The following is a 16,741-nucleotide window of genomic DNA, read 5'->3' as shown; positions in this document are numbered from 1 at the left end:
AGAGAAACAGAACGAATTTAAATTAAATGAGTAAATAGCGATGAAACAACAACTAGCACAATTGTTCCAAAAAGAGAATTTAACTAAAGATGATGCAGAATCAATCTTCGGCGAGTTTGTTAGAGGCGAACAAGATCCTATTACGATTGCTGCGTTTCTTATTGCATTGAAAATGAAGGGGGAATCTCCTGAAGAAGTAGCTGGAGCCGCGCAAGCGCTTAGAACGCAAGCAAATTTCTTCGATAAGCCAGAGTATAGCTCTGCCGATAGCTGTGGCACTGGGGGAAGCGGAAAACACACCTTAAATATTTCAACCTTAGTGTCACTTCTGGCTGCGACTCATGGTATTAAAATGGTTAAACATGGAAACCGTTCTATATCAAGTAAGTGTGGCTCTGCCGACGTGTTAGAACGACTTGGGATTAAAATCGATATGGCGCCAGAGATCGCTCGCAAGTGTCTTGACGAAGTTGGCGTAACCTTTCTGTTCGCACCGCAATATCACCCGGGCGTTAAACATGTTATGCCAATTAGAAATCAACTTGGTACGCGTACTATTTTTAATTTGCTTGGGCCGCTTATTAATCCAGCAAATCCAGAATTTCAGTTGATGGGAGTTTATTCTCCCGAATACTGTTATGCTGCAGCGGAATCTCTTCGATTATCGGGTTGTAAATCGGCAATGGTTGTTCATAGTTGTGGATGTGATGAAATCACCCTTGCAGGCTCAACGGTTGTTGCTGAATTAAAAGACGGCGAAATTCACGAGTACGAGTTATCGCCAAGTGATTTTGGGCTTCAACCGGTTCCTTTAGATGCACTATTTGGTGGCGAACCAGAAGAAAATGCGCGTCAGTTTGTAGCCGTATTAAAAGGTGAAGCGGATCCTGCAATAATCGATACTGTCGCAGCGAATGCAGGCGCTCTTTTTTATGTAGTTGGCAAAAGTGCGACAATTAAACAAGGTGTTGTCGATGCGAAAGCCGTTATTGAGAGCGGTAAAGCATTTGAAACGCTCCTCTCTCTCGCTGAAGTTAGCCAAACGGAGGTCGTAAATGCTTAGTCCTGAAGCGAGCAAGCGCAATGTGCTCGAAGAAATTGTTAATCATAAACGCGTCGAAGTCGACCTGAGAAAAAAGCGCAAGCCACTGGTAGATTTTAAAGCGGAAATAAAACCAAGTGAACGCAGCCTTAAAAAAGCGCTTAGCAATCAAGCGTCTGACTTTATTTTAGAGTGTAAAAAAGCATCTCCCTCTAAAGGGTTGATTCGCGCCGATTTTAATATTAATGAAATACTCGACCAGTACAAAGACTTTGCTAGCGCAATATCGGTATTAACTGATAATCGATATTTTCAAGGTGACTTTGAATATCTTAAAACGGCGAGCAAGCGGGTTGACCAGCCCATTCTTTGCAAAGACTTTTTTATCGATTGCTACCAAGTATACGAAGCTCGTCACTATGGCGCTGATGCAATTTTGTTAATGCTTTCCGTATTAGATGATGAGACTTACAACAGTCTTGCGCAAGTTGCCGAGTTTTTAAATCTGGATGTGCTAACCGAAGTGCATGATCAATCAGAGTTATCCAGAGCGCTTGAACTGGATGCAAAGATAATTGGCATTAATAATCGAGATTTAAAAACACTAAAGATAGACTTAGCAACAACTGAAAAGCTTGTTAGTAAAGTCGATAAAGATGTAATTCTTATCTCGGAATCTGGTATCGAAACTTATCAAGATATCAAACGCTTATCACCTTTGGTCAATGGCTTCTTGATTGGTTCATCTATTATGGCCCAAGCTGATATGCGCAGTCATTGTAAATCACTATTGTTTGGTAACGTTAAAATTTGTGGTTTGAAAACGCCTCAAGATGCAACCGCTGTTGACAAGCACGGAGGTATATTCGGAGGCCTTGTTTTTTATCCAAAATCAAAACGCTATATCGAGCTGGACGCGGCTAAACAACTAGTATCCACAGCTCCACTGAAGTACGTAGGTGTTTTTGTCAACGAATCTATCGAAAAGATTGTGAATATTGCACAAACACTTTCGCTATTCGCAGTTCAATTACATGGCGATGAAACTGCAGAATACATTGCCGAACTAAAGTCGAAATTAAATCAAGTTCAAATTTGGAAAGCCGAACGAATATCTGATGAAATTCGCTTTATCAAAAATCCAGATGTAAACCGATATCTTTTGGACACAGATTCTAGCACTTATGGCGGGTCTGGACATACCTTCGACTGGCAGTTACTTGAAACGATTGATTGCACGCAAGTAATGTTAGCTGGTGGTATCAATTTAAATAATGCAGTAGACGCAGTATCGAAAAATGTTTTTGGGATTGATCTCAGTTCGGGTGTTGAACACGAGCCGGGATTAAAGAGCGAACAAAAGATCGCGCAATTATTCCAAAATTTAAGAGTATAAAAGGTAAACTAATGACAAAGTTAAATCGCTATTTTGGGGACTTTGGTGGAATGTATGTGCCGGAGCTACTAGTTCCAGCTCTCACTCAACTCGAAGGTGCTTTTATCGAATCTCAATCGGATGAGTCTTTTAAAAAAGAATTTTCCGACTTACTCAAAAACTACGCTGGGCGTCCAACCCCGCTAACGCTTACCAAAAATCTCTCTCCAAACGATAAAGTTAAAATCTATCTAAAACGAGAGGACCTTCTTCACGGTGGCGCACACAAAACTAACCAAGTTCTTGGTCAAGCATTGTTGGCAAAACGAATGGGAAAAACAGAAGTAATCGCTGAAACTGGTGCTGGCCAACACGGTGTGGCAACGGCGATAGCCTGCTCACTTCTGGGGTTAAAATGCCGCGTTTACATGGGGGAAGTGGATTGTCAAAGACAACAACCCAACGTTTTTAGGATGGAGCTCATGGGGGCCAAAGTTATACCTGTGACTTCAGGAAGTGGGACATTAAAAGATGCCTGTAATGAAGCACTCAGAGACTGGTCTGCTACTTATAAAAACTCCCATTACCTCCTCGGAACCGCAGCGGGCCCTCATCCATTTCCAACAATGGTGAGAGAGTTTCAGAAAATGATAGGAGAAGAAGTTCACAAGCAGATTCTCGAAGCTGAAGGTCGTTTACCCGATTACGCTATTGCTTGCGTCGGTGGTGGCTCGAACGCCATCGGACTTTTTGCCGATTTGCTCGACAAAGAAACAGTAAAGCTAATCGGGGTAGAGCCGGCGGGTAAAGGTGTTGACACTCATGAACACGGTGCGACCTTGGCAAAAGGAAAACTTGGTATTTTGCACGGCGCCCAAACCTATGTCATGCAAGATGACGATGGTCAGATAGAAGAATCCTACTCAATATCGGCAGGGTTAGACTACCCTGCCGTAGGCCCTCAACATGCTCACTTAAAAAATATCGGTCGTGTTGAGTACGTATCAGCAACTGACACAGAAGCCCTTGAAGCATTCCAAACTTTATCAAAGAGTGAAGGAATTATTCCAGCGCTGGAGTCGTCACATGCGTTAGCCTACGCATTAAAGCTTGCAGAGAAAGCTGATGATGGAACAATAATCGTCGTCAATTTATCGGGACGCGGCGACAAAGACTTGGCTCATGTTCGAAGCGTTCTAAAGCCTGAAGATACTATTGATTAGTCCGCAGCCACTAGGAAAAGATTATGACTGACAGATACCAACAATGTTTTGCTAATTTGAAATCCAATAATGAAGGTGCATTCGTACCATTTGTGATGCTCGGAGACCCTAATCTCGATTTATGTTATCAAATCATAACAACCCTGATTGACAGCGGCGCAGATGCGCTGGAACTCGGCATTCCCTTCTCCGATCCAATCGCTGACGGGCCGGTAATTCAAGCAGCGGCAATAAGAGCTTTGGAAAACGAAGCCACTGTGGCTCGATGCTTTAATCTAATCGCCAATATTCGAAAAGACTATCCACAAATTCCGATTGGCTTATTAGTTTACTCGAACTTAGTCGTTGGCAACTCTGTTGATAACTTCTATCGACAAGCGAGCGAATCCGGTGTTGACTCCATTTTGGTTGCAGATGTACCGACACTTGAAAGCGAGCGATTTATAAACGCAGCCAACAGCAACAATATTCAACCAATATTTATCGCCACCCCTAATGCTACAGAGGAAACTTTAAAAAAAGTTGCTCATCTCGGTGCCGGCTACACCTATCTGCTAAGCCGTGCTGGAGTAACAGGAACCGAAACACAAGCAGAAATGCCGGTTGAAGGGATTATCGACTCCTTAAAAAGGTTTGGCGCTCCGCCGAGTTTACTTGGATTTGGTATATCATCTCCCGCTCAGGTTAAGCAGGCTATAGAGTCAGGTGCCGACGGGGCGATAAGTGGTTCTGCAGTTGTCAAAATAATCGAACAACACAAGGACGATCCCGCGACTCTATTAAACAAACTTGGAGAGTTTGTTGAAGCAATGAAACAAGCAACCAAGTCATCAATCGTCACTGGTTAATCGAGTTTACTCACTTTTAAACTTAATGGACTAGTTTTCTTAAATTGAAAAGCTAGTCCCATTTCATGTCACTTCCACTTTGTTTCACATGCATTCTTTTGGACGCGTTATAGTTGCTTGAAAATGAAAGTCGGCTTTGAACAGACACAAATCAATTTCACTCGTTTCCTGCCGTGTTCACCTCGTTTATTTACAAACCGTGCTTTATTTTTGCGGTTTTGCGTTTTACTTCAGTGAGCCAAAGCAAGCAGAACAACTTTATTTATTCGCAAATATTCACAAGTGATTTCCGAGTAGAGATTCACATCGAATTTAAGGCTGTGTCACCTCGATAATTTCTTTAACGCGCGTTAACCCCATCGAATTTTGCAGAATTAGTCCCGATTAAGATTGAATTAATTGGTAATCTGAATTAGTTTAATAAAAAACAATCACTAGGGAGTGATAAGATGTCTGGAAAAATAGCCTGGACTGATTTGACAGTCGCTGACGCGCAATCAATCCGAGATTTTTATTCTAACGTTGTTGGCTGGGAACCCGAGGCCGTCAGAATGGGTGAATATGATGACTTTAATATGGTTGCACCAGGCAGTAATGAACCCTCGGCAGGTATTTGCCATGCTCGCGGGAGTAATGCCGATTTACCCCCTGTTTGGATGATTTATATTACCGTCGATGATTTACAAAAGTCGTTAGAAGAATGCCAACGTCTTGGAGGTAAGGTGCTCAAACCACCAAGAGAAAATAGTCAATATGCTGTCATCGAAGATCCCGCCGGCGCAATTTGTACCCTTTACCAGCAGTAGAACAACTATTGATTGAAGATGATCAACAATAATATCAGTAAACCATTACCTGCTTCAGCTGTGCTAAAACCAATGAGTATTACTCTGCTTATTCTTATGTTTTTGCAGGGATGTACTTGGTTACTGACCCCAAACGTCAAAACAGCGCTTCTTCAATTAGAACAAGGCGCGTATAAACTCGATCCTAGCCACACTTCAGTTATTTTTAAGGTCAGCCATCTAAACCTTTCTACCTACGTCGGACGATTTAACGAAATGGATGCGAGCTTAGAGTTCGATCCTAAAAATATAGAAAAAACTCGTTTAACCGCTTTAGTAAAAACCGCCAGTATTGATGTCAACAATCAATCGCTAGAAGAAAGTCTGACGGGATCGAGCTGGTTTGACGCTGAGAAATTTCCAGAGGCTACACTGAGAACAATTTCGGTCGAAGAAACGGAAACGGCTAATCAATTTATTTTTAACGCAGAACTGACACTGCTTGGTGTTTCGAAAACAGTCGCCTTAACATCAACCTTTAATGGTGGTGCTTATAATTTATTGACTGGATACTACACCCTAGGATTTACAGCCGTGGGAGAAATTAGTCGCTCTGATTTTGGTATGGACCAGTATATACCAATGGTTGGTGATACTGTCGCGATCGAAGTGTATGCTGAATTCTTAAAGCAATAATCGTAAAACTCTCAAACTGAATTCAGCAATATCTTACATTGATTCTCGCTGAAAACTGGCATTCAGGCTTAGTTAACCCTGAGATAATATCAACTATTGGTTACTCATGGATTGAATTAATGTACAAGGTCGTTTTCCCGTTATCGCTTGCTTTATTATATTGCTCACCAATGACACTGGCTGCAGCAACGAATAAAGCCCCCAAATTACAACTAGCAAAGGTTTATCAAAGTACCGTAAATTTAGATCAATTTTTTGTGAGCGAGAAGTTGGATGGGATCAGAGCCTATTGGAACGGCAAACAGTTAATTACTCGCTTTGGTAACTTGATTTACGCCCCAAAATGGTTTACTGACTCTCTACCAGCGGTACCGCTTGATGGTGAGTTATGGGTTGGCAGAGGACAATTTGAAACGGTCTCTAGCATTGTCAGAAAGCACATCCCAGACGACGGAGAGTGGCTGAGAGTCAAGTTTATGGCATTCGACCTTCCGCATAATTTAGAGACTTTTGCTAACAGGACTAACAAACTAAAACAACTTATTCGCGAAACCAGTGTCAGACATCTCGAGTACGTTGAGCAATTCTCAATTGAAACCCAAGAGCAGTTAGATTCTGCTCTTGCAGGGATTGATGCTATCGGAGGCGAAGGGTTGATGCTTCATCGTGCCAATGCTTTGTATCAATCTAAAAGAACAGATGATTTATTAAAAGTTAAATCTTATATAGATGAAGAAGCGATCGTTCTTAAACATCTCCCTGGAAAAGGGAAATATAGTGGCTTAATGGGGTCGATCCTGGTCGAGACTAAATCCGGCGTTAGGTTCAAAATCGGTACCGGATTTAGTGATCTTGAACGAAAAAACCCACCTTCTGTCGGGAGTGAGATAACCTTTCGCTATCGGGGTAAAACGAGTCGAGGCGTTCCAAGGTTTGCTAGTTTTATGCGAATACGGGATGAATTCTGATTGCCTTTCACTTGAATCTCCATGAGAGATACAGCATTAAATAAAATCCTAGGGTGATCTGTATCAAGTAAAATTCCAATATTATCTACCCATCAAAAGGTACTCATACTACACTTATCTTATTCTTCAAATGGCTGAGAACTCAATGTTTGTTGCCTAACCGCCAGTACTTAATGCTTGGTGCTTTAGCTAAAAGCTAAACAGATAACACGCTTTCTAAGTTTCCTTTGGCTTTATCGACTAATACAATTTAGTTGCTGTTCTTTTCTGAGTGCTCGCACTGATAGAATCGTGTCGTTAAAAAAGCTGTCATAGCGATTAACAATGGGACCAAGATAATGGAACTTTCTTCCTTGCCATTTGAGCAAGAAGACGAATTACTCTTGCAAATCGCAAAAGATACTTTAACTCGTCTAAAAGGCGATACACTTCACCTATTTGAATCAAAACCCGACGAAATCCGTTCGCGGCTTATCATCAATAATTCATCCGATCACCTAGATTCTATTAGTTTTAAAATCACTATTGATAGCCCTTTAAGCTTGCGGCAACAGCATTTTGAATGTTATTCAGTTCAAGAAAGTAATGATCCATTTATTAAACAGCTTGAAGCCATTAACGCGGTCTATTTACCAATCTATAATGCACTAGATAAACAACTAGGCAGTCTTGTTTTATCTTTTAAGGAAATCACTGAAACTCCAGCTCAATCGGATATCGAATTAGAGACCAATGCGCTTATCTACTTCTTTCGTGCATACCTACTTCAGGAGCAACAAATTGATTCAGATTATTTGCTCCTCGAAATAGCGCAATTTGCAAAGATTGGATATTGGTATCGAGATATGGTGACTGATCGCGTGATTTGGTCGAAAGAAACATTCGAGATTTTCGGTGAAGTTCCCTTCTCGTTTCACCCAACCGTCGATCAATACTATGAATATCTCCATCCAAATGACTTTTTGGCAATGAAAGAAGCCGAAAAAAATAGCGTTTTTAATAAAGTAAAGCTGAACATTGACCATCGAATTATTTTAAAATCTGGTGAGGTAAGGTGGATTCACTTACAAGGCCAACTACGTCGAGACAGACAAGGAAATCCGATTGAGTTTTTCGGCATGGTCCAAGACATAACAGAGCAAAAAGAAAAAGAGCGATATCTCAAAGAGATTTCACATACCGACTTCCTAACAGGACTTAAAAATCGTCGCGGATTTTTAGATTTTCTCGACCAGACTATCGCTAACTCAACGCAATCTCATCAACAATTTTTTGTTACTTATATCGACTTAGATTACTTTAAAGAAATTAACGATATTTACGGCCATGAAGTGGGCGACTTTGTACTCTCTCAATTTGGTAAACGGCTCATAGCTGCAATACCCGAGAACGCTCAATTAGCCCGTATCGGCGGAGACGAATTCGCCATGATTACCCACGATACTGAAGAGCATATGATTACAATCGACAAAATATTCAATGCGCTCCGCTATCCATTTGAACTCAGTGATATTGAAGTGACCATGTCGGCCTCAATGGGCAGTGCAATTTTTCCTGATGACGCACTGACTGCGACCGGATTATTGGCACTTGCTGACGACGCCATGTTTTTTGCAAAGAAAGAAGGTAAAAATAAATTTAGATTATTTGAACCAGAGATCCAGTCATCGATTGAACGTTCTTCAACCATTAGAAAAAAATTATCTGAAATATGCGGAAGTCATTATGGTCTTTCGCTGGCTTACCAACCAATCATAACCCATGATAACAGCCAATATAATCACTTCGAGAGCTTGCTCCGCTGGCATGATGATGAGTTAGGTAGTATTTCTCCGGCAGAGTTTATACCAATAGCAGAAGAGTCTGGGTTGATACATCATTTAACAGATTTTGTTGTTAAACAAGTGGTTAACGACCTTCAAGAGAAAGTCTCGCGATTACCTGACGATGTCACCTTCAGTATTAATATTTCCGCATTCGATTTATCAAAGCCGAGTAATGGTTTATCGACGCTTTATGATGCACTCAATAGTAACCCTAGTTTAGCCAAGCATATCAATGTTGAATATACTGAGACCGCATTAATGGAAGATGAAGCACTAGTATTAAAAAATTTAAATACTCTTCGTGAGAAAGGCATTCGTATTGCCCTAGATGATTTCGGAACTGGTTACTCCTCAATGACTCATTGCCATCATTTTCCAGTAGACATCATAAAAATCGACCGCTCTTTTATCCATGACTACCACTCAAATGTCGCGTCAAGGAATATTGTTGATTGTATATTTTACATGGCGGACGTAATGGGCCTGGATATTATCGTTGAGGGCGTTGAAGACCAGCAAACTTGTGAGTCGCTAAAAAGTAAAGCTTTTGGTATGCAGGGATATTTTTTTGCGAAACCGGAACGGCTAGAATCCTTTCTACAATCATCAGACTAATTAATTAAACTCATTAACGATTAATAAAATCACTCATTTAAATGAGTGATTTTTTAAGTCGCTCTAAGTGAAAGGTTGCGGCATCTTTTTTATCTTGTGAGCGCTCGTAGTACATCCAGCACCAAGCGGCTACAACCCAAGAGCGAAGAAGTCTCATTGTTTCTAGCAGCTTACTATCAAATTGAAAGCTTTCAAGCGCCGTTTCAGGAAGAGAGGATAAATCCCATTCCACCGGACCATAACACACAGACTCGAAGTCGCACCATAATAGTCCATTCTTGGTGTTCAAAATATTTCCTAGATGCGGGTCGCCATGTAGCGGTTGATATTCTTTGGTAGGATTTTCAACCTTCCAAGCGATAACCTTTTCTATCAAAGCACCGCCAATATTTGTAAGAAAACCATAGTCTCTCGATGATAGAAATGTTCGGTCTTTAAAGCCTTTTAAGTGATTAAAACACAAATTGATATCGTCTAAGTAATTAGGAAGTGGCTCTCCATAACTTTTCAGATACTGATGACATGCGCTAAGCGACTTGCCTACCTCATAGTGAAGGACTTGCTGCTTTGTCAGCGTTTCAAAACGTAAAAGCATTATAAAGCTGTTATCTATTTTATAGGGTCCAGGTTCAATTCCTTGGGCAAACTGAACCACAGGCGCACCACAATCAGCTAAAAAGCTCGCTACCCTAACCTCTCTATAAACTCGCGAGCTATCATTAAAACTTTCATCAAAAAGCTTTACTCTCGCTAATAAACTTTGATTGACTCGAATACAAATATAACTAGAGTCATTGATAACCTTAGGAGCCTCAACCCGCAACCCCAAATCGCTTGAAAGGCATCTAATGAGTTCAAGTGCTTTTTCTTGGCGGTTATTTTTTGCCATCCCAATAGTTTATCCATCCCACTAACAACACAATTACCCTTCGGTCGATTCAACTAAGCAATATCAGTTTCAAAGGAATTTTCAGCGATAGCTTGGAATCCAGCAGCCGCTAATTTGGGATAATGCTTTTTAAAACTTTCAAATATAAATTCTACAGGTACATCGTCAAACGTCCCGTGTTCCTCTAAGTACTCCATATGCTTTTTACCATCTTTGGTGAACTCTTGAAATACCGCGTCAGTTTCACCATCCCATTCAAGCGGTTCAACATTAAACTTTTCACAGAGCTCTTTATTGAATACGGGTGTTGTTTTGATCCATTTGTCATCTAAATAAACTTCGGCATATCCATGCATTGCAAAGTAGTCTGTACCGATCATTTCAATAAATTTTTCACTCGACAAATGATTCCTCACATCAGCCAACCCAAGTCGTGCTGGAATACCAAACTTGCGGCAAAGGGCAACCATAAGACCCGCCTTGGGAATGCAGTAGGACTCCCCTTTTTTAAGTGCATGACTTGCTTTAAAACTTTCTTCACCATATCTAACGATGTATGGATTATAGCGAATGCTGTCTCTCACAAGGTAGTAAATACTGATTGCTATCTCTTTGACATTGTCACCTTCTACTCTCATCGCGAGGTCTCTGACTTGATCAGAATTAAAGTCAAAGTAACGGGTTTCTCTTAAATATTCTTGCATAACAAATCCTATCCTTTAATCATACTGTTTCACTACAGATGAGTTGATTAGCTGATTAATCTCATCTTGATTTAAGCCAATCGACGTTAAAACTGCTTTAGTGTCTTGACCAAGCTGTCTACCTAACAAATCCTCAGACCGTTGTGAGTCAAGTTTAATGGGGCACGCTATTTGAGGAATTGCATTTCCGTTCTCATCCATTATATTTTTAATCATATTCCGTTGTTGAAATAGATCACTGTCTGCTGCTTCACTAATGGTTAATACTGGCTCAACGCAAATATCTTTTTCAGCAAACTTTTTTTGCCATTCGGCAAACGTTTTTTTCTTAAAGACTTTCGCGATATCCTGTTTAAGTTTAGTTTGCTCACTATCGATATTAGCGGCTCGTATCGCCCAATGCGGTTTACCTATAGCGGTAAAAAAACTCAATGCGAACTTAGGCTCTAGCGCACCGACAGAAAAAAAACGGCCATCTGAAGTTTGATAATAATCATAGAATATTCCACCGTTGAGCACCTCTTTACCCAACAGAGGATCTCGACGAGTAGCTAAAGCGCCGGGAGCAAACAGACTATTTAAAGCTAATGCAGCGTCACTCATGCTAATATCTAAAAACTGACCATGCCCACTGACGCCTCTTGCAATAACCGCGGCAAGAATGGCCATCACAGCATGGTGCGAACCTCCAGCAATATCTGCTAACTGAGTACCACTTAAAACCGGTCCCGTATCGCTGCGACCGCTATAACTTGCAAGACCACTTAGCGCTAAATAATTGATATCGTGACCTGCTCGATCTTTGTAGGGCCCCGTTTGCCCATAGCCTGTAATCGAACAATAAATAATTTTCGAGTTGATTTTTTTAACTGAGTCATAATCAATACCTAACCGTCGCATTACACCAGGTCGAAACTGCTCAACAATAATATCTGTTGATTTTATTAGCTTTTCTATGATGGGTTTGGCTTCCATCTGTTTAAGGTCGATCGCCAAAGACTGCTTGTTGCGGTTAATCGATAAATGGGCGTACGAGCGCTCGTCATACTTTGGAGCCATCTCTCGCATTAAATCCGGTCGCTGCGGCGATTCTATTCGAATCACTTCAGCACCCATATCAGCGAGCAACATCGTCGCATAAGGGCCCGGCAACAATGTAGAAAAATCTAATATTCTAACGCCCGTCAAGGGCCCTTTAGATAAATCAACTTGTTCCATAAGAATTAAATATTCCTAACTAGTTACTCAACAAATCGCGCGCGATAATGAGCTTCATCACTTCACTAGTTCCCGCATAAATGCGCTGAACTCGTGCATCGGCCCATGCCCTTGCGACGGGATACTCCCACATATATCCGTATCCACCATGGAGTTGCAAACACTCATCGAGTACTCTGTTTTGAACCTCAGTTGCCACTAATTTAGCTTGTGCTGCAGTAACCGCATCTAACTTTCCTTGAATATGTAATTCCAAACAGCGATCAACAAAAACTTGGGTCGTAGCAACTTCAGTAGCAGCATCAGCTAAGGTAAACTGAGTGTTCTGGAATGCCGCCACAGGTTGACCAAATGCTTGACGTTCCTTCACATATTCAACAGTTTGCTTAAGAATAGAGTCGGTATTAGCTATCGCATTAACGGCAACCGATAAGCGCTCTTGCGGCAACTCTTCCATAAGATAAATAAATCCTTTATTTAACTCGCCGAGCAAGGCCGACTTAGGTACGCGCAAGTTATCAAAAAACAACTCCGATGTATCCTGAGCTTTCATACCTATTTTATGAAGATTTTTACCGCGACTAAATCCTGCCATACCCGCTTCGACTAAAAATAAACTCGTTCCCTTAGCCCCCGCTGATGGGTCTGTTTTGGCAACGACAATAATTAGGTCTGCCATTTGTCCATTAGTGATAAAGGTCTTAGAGCCATTAATTACATACTCATCACCGTCAAGCACCGCGGATGTTTTTACGCCTTGTAGATCAGATCCCGCTGCAGGTTCAGACATAGCAATCGCGGTAATAATTTCTCCGCTTACTGTACCAGGGAGATACTTTTGTTTCTGCGCTTCGGTACCAAGTCGGATAATGTATGGCACCGCGATATCGGAGTGGAGTCCCCAGCCTATCCCGGACAACCCAAAACGTGCTACTTCTTCATCAACAATTGCATTGTATCGGAAGTCAGCGCCAACTCCACCATAAGCCTCTGGTACTGTTGGAGATAAAAATCCTTGTTGTCCTGCTTTCAACCATAATTCACGAGATACTTGACCATCCTTCTCCCATTGCTCGTGATACGGAACGGCCTCGGCTTGGAGAAATTTTGCTAACATATCTCTAAACAACTCGAGCTCACTGTCATAAACTGTTCTTGGAATCATTTTTAAAACCTCTCACCATTCTCGGCTTTTTCGATTAATAGCTTTGGCGGCGCAAATCGCTCACCATACAAATCTTTGAGCTGGTTAGCTCGTTGAACAAATTCTCGCAAGCCATATTGGTTAATATATTGAATAACACCACCAGTCCAGGCCGGAAAACCGATACCAAATATCGAACCGATATTGGCATCACGTGTTGTCTTTAGTACTGATTCTTGTAAACACCGCACAGACTCAATCGCCATGATAAACAACAAACGTTCTTTCATATCAGTTAAAGATATAGCTTTATCTGCCTGCCTAAAATGCTCCTCTAATCCGGGCCATAAATATTTTTTTCCTGCCTTCGGATAATCATAAAAACCGCCACCGGTTGATTTACCCGCTCGTTCCATTTCAAGCATACGATCAATGATAGACTCTGCAGGGTGAGTCACGTACTGTTCACCATCTGCTTGCATATCAAGCATTGTTTGTTTTTTGATCTTAGCCATTAAAGACAAAGTCACTTCATCACTTACCGCCAATGGTCCAACCGGAAAACCACTTAAAAAACCCGCATTTTCAATCGCTGATGCCGATAAGCCTTCGCCCAACATTGCAATGCCTTCTTTTACAAAAGTGCTAAATACGCGCGAGGTAAAAAAACCACGAGAATCATTGACGATGATCGGCGTCTTGCCAATTTGGAGTACAAAGTCGTAACTTCGAGCTAGTGCTTCTTCACTTGTTTGTTTACCACAAATAATTTCGACTAATGGCATCTTGTCTACCGGGGAAAAGAAATGCAGGCCGATGAATTGTTCTGGACGCTGAGAAGCTTGCGCTAAGCCAGTGATTGGCAATGTTGATGTGTTCGAAGCAAAAACAGCGTTAGATTCAAGCTGTGCCTCAGCCTCTTGGGTCACTTGAGCTTTCAGTTCTCTATTTTCAAAGACAGCCTCAATGACGAGATCACAACCTCGCAAATCTTCTGCCGAATCAGTCGGTTCAATAAGCGCTAATATACCTACCATTTTTTCTCGACTCATCTTGCCTTTATTGACACGTCTATCGAGTAAATCTTGAGAATACTGCTTACCTTTTTCGGCATTTTCTTTAGTCGTATCTTTAAGTACCACCGGGATACCGCGGACTGCACAAGCATAAGCAATTCCTGCTCCCATCATGCCCGCGCCTAACACGCCGACTTTTTGAAATTTTTGTTGCGGTATATCTTTAGGTCGACCCACCAGCGCTTTAATTTCGTTAAGCTGAAACCATAGTGTATTAATCATATTCTTCGAAACTTGTCCGCGCGCCAATTCGACGAAATAACGCGTTTCAATTCGAGTAGCCGTTTCAAAATCAACCTGTGCGCCCTCAACCATTACCGCTAAAATGGATTCAGGCGCAGGATAACAGCCGCGGCTTTTTTGACGCATCATCGATGGGGCAATTGCTAACATTGACGCAATCTTCGGGTGAGTCACTGCACCGCCGGGAAGTTTGTAACCTTTAGCATCCCAAGGTTGAGTTGCTGAAGGGTTAGCTTGGATAAAGCGAGTCGCAGCATCGATTAACTCTTCTTCGCTGTCTACTAGCTCATGCAGTAACCCCAAGCCTTGAACCTGTTCGGGTGTCAGCTGACGCCCCTCTGCTAACAAAGGTAATGCTGCTTGCAGTCCTAATAAGCGAACGGTCCGAATAATACCGCCCGCGCCAGGCAACAAACCTAGAGTAACTTCTGGCAACCCTAATTTAATCTTCCGGTTGTTCACTGAAACTCTGTAATGACAAGCGAGTGCAGTTTCCCAGCCGCCTCCTAGTGCAGTGCCCGCGATACAGGCCACTACTGGTTTGCCTTGAGTTTCTAAAACTCGAAAAGACGCTTTGATCGATTCAGTCATCGCGAATAACTCAGTTGCTGATTCATCATTGGTTTTAACCAACTTGGATAAATCACCACCGGCGAAAAAGGTCGATTTGGTTGAACGAAGGATCACGCCAGCATAATCATCTGCAGTCAATTGATTAACAATTTTCGAGAGAGACTCAGCGAAATGTTCATCCATTAAGTTAGCATTGGCATTTGGCCTGTCCAAAATTAAGTGGACAATATTATTGGCATCTTTTTCGTATTGAATAACTTGCATAATTGTCCCCTGATTAAACTCTTTCAATGATTGTTGCGATACCCATACCGCCACCGATACATAAGGTTGCAAGACCTCGTTTGAGATTTCGCGCTTCCAGCTCATCAAGCAAGGTACCTAAAATCATCGCGCCTGTTGCGCCGAGAGGATGCCCCATCGCAATCGCGCCGCCATTCACATTAATTTTTTCCCAAGGAACACCGAGAGCACTTTGAAATCGCATAACCACCGACGCAAACGCCTCATTGACCTCAAAAAGATCAATATCATCAATCGACAAACCAGCGATTTTGAGCGCCTTTTCGGTCGCTGGAGCCGGACCGGTAAGCATGATAGTCGGATCAGTACCGACCAGAGCGGTTGACACAATTCGCGCCCGTGGATTTAAGTTAAACCGACTAGCGATTGATTCATTGCCGACGAGAACCGCGGCGGCGCCGTCCACAATGGCAGAGGAGTTTCCCGGGCTATGGATATGATTAATGGTTTCAACGTGCGGGTATTTTTCTTTAGCAACGCCATCAAATCCCATCTGTCCCATCTGCAAGAATGATGGTTTGAGTCCCGACAAGACTTCCATTGAACTTTCAGGCCTAATCATTTCGTCCCGGTCTAAGATAATCTCGCCATTTCTATCTAGCACTGGCACAACCGAACGCGTGAAAGCTCCTTTATTCCAGGCTGCAGCCGCTTTATGATGTGACTTCATCGCAAACTCGTCCGCTTGTTCTCGTGTGTAACCATCCAAAGTAGCTATCAAGTCAGCGCCAATACCTTGTGGCATAAACCCTGTATTGAAATTTGTTTCTGGGTCCATCGCCCAAGCACCACCATCGCTCCCCATCGGTACACGCGACATACACTCGACGCCACCCGCAACCACCAAGTTTTCCCAGCCCGAGCGGATTTTCATCGCGGCAAGGTTGATTGCCTCAAGCCCCGATGAGCAAAATCGATTTAACTGGACTCCCGCAACATCGTCATCCCAACCCGCAACTAGCGCTGCAGTCTTGGCAATATCAGCGCCCTGATCCCCGATGGGAGTAACGCACCCCATGACAATATCATCGACTTGTGAAGTCTCAAATTGATGGCGATTTTTTAATTCCCTCAAAAGTCCGGCGAGCAAAGTAACCGGCTTCACCTCATGAAGACTACCGGAAGATTTTCCTCTACCACGCGGTGTACGTATGGCATCAAATATAAAAGCATCTATGGTCATTTATTGTCCTTTGTTGAGGAATGCAATGAC

Annotated in this window: 14 protein-coding genes; 8 read left to right on the top strand and 6 right to left on the bottom strand. The window is 42.2% G+C overall.

Translation table 11 applies throughout. The features are described from left to right. Nucleotides 1-40 precede the first annotated feature (40 nt). From trpD to FLL45_RS11670, 8 genes are all read left to right on the top strand, one after another. The gene (gene trpD / locus FLL45_RS11705; protein WP_142942185.1) at nucleotides 41-1,063 is read left to right on the top strand and encodes an anthranilate phosphoribosyltransferase; all 1,023 of its coding nucleotides are present in this window, start codon (nucleotides 41-43) and stop codon (nucleotides 1,061-1,063) included. Next, nucleotides 1,056-2,438 (top strand): bifunctional indole-3-glycerol-phosphate synthase TrpC/phosphoribosylanthranilate isomerase TrpF, encoded by a 1,383-nt coding sequence (gene trpCF / locus FLL45_RS11700; RefSeq protein WP_142942184.1) that lies wholly within the window; start codon nucleotides 1,056-1,058, stop codon nucleotides 2,436-2,438. Before trpD ends, trpCF begins: the two co-directional genes overlap by 8 nt. An 11-nt stretch (nucleotides 2,439-2,449) precedes the next feature. Then, nucleotides 2,450-3,640 carry a tryptophan synthase subunit beta gene (gene trpB / locus FLL45_RS11695; RefSeq protein ID WP_142942183.1) on the top strand — a complete coding sequence of 397 codons (1,191 nt, stop codon included), beginning with the start codon at nucleotides 2,450-2,452 and terminating at the stop codon, nucleotides 3,638-3,640. Between the two features lie 23 nt (nucleotides 3,641-3,663). Continuing rightward, a complete protein-coding gene (trpA, locus tag FLL45_RS11690) occupies nucleotides 3,664-4,488 on the top strand; it encodes a tryptophan synthase subunit alpha (protein ID WP_142942182.1) in 825 nt (274 codons plus the stop codon). Nucleotides 4,489-4,937: 449 nt separating this feature from the next. Continuing rightward, the gene (locus tag FLL45_RS11685; RefSeq protein WP_142942181.1) at nucleotides 4,938-5,294 is read left to right on the top strand and encodes a VOC family protein; all 357 of its coding nucleotides are present in this window, start codon (nucleotides 4,938-4,940) and stop codon (nucleotides 5,292-5,294) included. Nucleotides 5,295-5,366: 72 nt separating this feature from the next. Beyond that, complete coding sequence (locus FLL45_RS11680; protein ID WP_185964421.1) at nucleotides 5,367-5,969, top strand: YceI family protein; 603 nt, start codon at nucleotides 5,367-5,369, stop codon at nucleotides 5,967-5,969. A 119-nt stretch (nucleotides 5,970-6,088) separates the two neighbouring features. Continuing rightward, nucleotides 6,089-6,937 (top strand): DNA ligase, encoded by an 849-nt coding sequence (locus FLL45_RS11675; protein ID WP_142942179.1) that lies wholly within the window; start codon nucleotides 6,089-6,091, stop codon nucleotides 6,935-6,937. A 338-nt stretch (nucleotides 6,938-7,275) separates the two neighbouring features. Further along, nucleotides 7,276-9,378 (top strand): putative bifunctional diguanylate cyclase/phosphodiesterase, encoded by a 2,103-nt coding sequence (locus tag FLL45_RS11670; protein WP_142942178.1) that lies wholly within the window; start codon nucleotides 7,276-7,278, stop codon nucleotides 9,376-9,378. A 37-nt stretch (nucleotides 9,379-9,415) separates the two neighbouring features. On the opposite strand, the gene FLL45_RS11665 is transcribed toward FLL45_RS11670, so the two are convergent. Genes FLL45_RS11665 through FLL45_RS11640 form a run of 6 tightly spaced genes read right to left on the bottom strand, consistent with a single transcriptional unit; the run spans nucleotide 9,416 to nucleotide 16,711 of the window. After that, nucleotides 9,416-10,267 carry a phosphotransferase gene (locus tag FLL45_RS11665; RefSeq protein ID WP_142942177.1) on the bottom strand — a complete coding sequence of 284 codons (852 nt, stop codon included), beginning with the start codon at nucleotides 10,265-10,267 and terminating at the stop codon, nucleotides 9,416-9,418. Between the two features lie 53 nt (nucleotides 10,268-10,320). Further along, a complete protein-coding gene (locus tag FLL45_RS11660) occupies nucleotides 10,321-10,971 on the bottom strand; it encodes a transglutaminase-like domain-containing protein (RefSeq protein ID WP_142942176.1) in 651 nt (216 codons plus the stop codon). Between the two features lie 15 nt (nucleotides 10,972-10,986). Continuing rightward, a complete protein-coding gene (locus tag FLL45_RS11655; RefSeq protein ID WP_142942175.1) occupies nucleotides 10,987-12,189 on the bottom strand; it encodes a CaiB/BaiF CoA transferase family protein in 1,203 nt (400 codons plus the stop codon). 19 nt (nucleotides 12,190-12,208) lie between these two features. Further along, complete coding sequence (locus tag FLL45_RS11650) at nucleotides 12,209-13,354, bottom strand: acyl-CoA dehydrogenase family protein (RefSeq protein ID WP_142942174.1); 1,146 nt, start codon at nucleotides 13,352-13,354, stop codon at nucleotides 12,209-12,211. A gap of 2 nt (nucleotides 13,355-13,356) precedes the next feature. After that, the gene (locus FLL45_RS11645) at nucleotides 13,357-15,594 is read right to left on the bottom strand and encodes a 3-hydroxyacyl-CoA dehydrogenase NAD-binding domain-containing protein (RefSeq protein WP_342778748.1); all 2,238 of its coding nucleotides are present in this window, start codon (nucleotides 15,592-15,594) and stop codon (nucleotides 13,357-13,359) included. Beyond that, nucleotides 15,503-16,711, bottom strand: a complete 1,209-nt coding sequence (locus FLL45_RS11640; RefSeq protein ID WP_142942173.1) for an acetyl-CoA C-acetyltransferase — start codon at nucleotides 16,709-16,711, stop codon at nucleotides 15,503-15,505. The genes FLL45_RS11645 and FLL45_RS11640 overlap by 92 nt, the downstream gene beginning before the upstream one ends. Between the last annotated feature and the right edge of the window lie 30 nt (nucleotides 16,712-16,741).

The sequence above is a fragment of the Aliikangiella marina genome (assembly GCF_007004765.1).
In the GTDB taxonomy this organism is placed as follows: Bacteria; Pseudomonadota; Gammaproteobacteria; order Enterobacterales; family Kangiellaceae; genus Aliikangiella; species Aliikangiella marina.
The sequence above is the reverse complement of the archived record's forward strand: the minus strand, read 5'-3'. Positions and strand labels throughout refer to the sequence as shown.

Excerpts from the sequence above, each read along its gene's own strand:
- trpD (WP_142942185.1), top strand. The coding sequence starts at position 41 with ATGAAACAACAACTAGCACAATTGTTCCAAAAAGAGAATTTAACTAAA.
- trpCF (WP_142942184.1), top strand. The coding sequence starts at position 1,056 with ATGCTTAGTCCTGAAGCGAGCAAGCGCAATGTGCTCGAAGAAATTGTT.
- trpB (WP_142942183.1), top strand. The coding sequence starts at position 2,450 with ATGACAAAGTTAAATCGCTATTTTGGGGACTTTGGTGGAATGTATGTG.
- trpA (WP_142942182.1), top strand. The coding sequence starts at position 3,664 with ATGACTGACAGATACCAACAATGTTTTGCTAATTTGAAATCCAATAAT.
- FLL45_RS11685 (WP_142942181.1), top strand. The coding sequence starts at position 4,938 with ATGTCTGGAAAAATAGCCTGGACTGATTTGACAGTCGCTGACGCGCAA.
- FLL45_RS11680 (WP_185964421.1), top strand. The coding sequence starts at position 5,367 with ATGAGTATTACTCTGCTTATTCTTATGTTTTTGCAGGGATGTACTTGG.
- FLL45_RS11675 (WP_142942179.1), top strand. The coding sequence starts at position 6,089 with ATGTACAAGGTCGTTTTCCCGTTATCGCTTGCTTTATTATATTGCTCA.
- FLL45_RS11670 (WP_142942178.1), top strand. The coding sequence starts at position 7,276 with ATGGAACTTTCTTCCTTGCCATTTGAGCAAGAAGACGAATTACTCTTG.
- FLL45_RS11665 (WP_142942177.1), bottom strand. The coding sequence starts at position 10,267 with ATGGCAAAAAATAACCGCCAAGAAAAAGCACTTGAACTCATTAGATGC.
- FLL45_RS11660 (WP_142942176.1), bottom strand. The coding sequence starts at position 10,971 with ATGCAAGAATATTTAAGAGAAACCCGTTACTTTGACTTTAATTCTGAT.
- FLL45_RS11655 (WP_142942175.1), bottom strand. The coding sequence starts at position 12,189 with ATGGAACAAGTTGATTTATCTAAAGGGCCCTTGACGGGCGTTAGAATA.
- FLL45_RS11650 (WP_142942174.1), bottom strand. The coding sequence starts at position 13,354 with ATGATTCCAAGAACAGTTTATGACAGTGAGCTCGAGTTGTTTAGAGAT.
- FLL45_RS11645 (WP_342778748.1), bottom strand. The coding sequence starts at position 15,594 with ATGAGCTGGAAGCGCGAAATCTCAAACGAGGTCTTGCAACCTTATGTA.
- FLL45_RS11640 (WP_142942173.1), bottom strand. The coding sequence starts at position 16,711 with ATGACCATAGATGCTTTTATATTTGATGCCATACGTACACCGCGTGGT.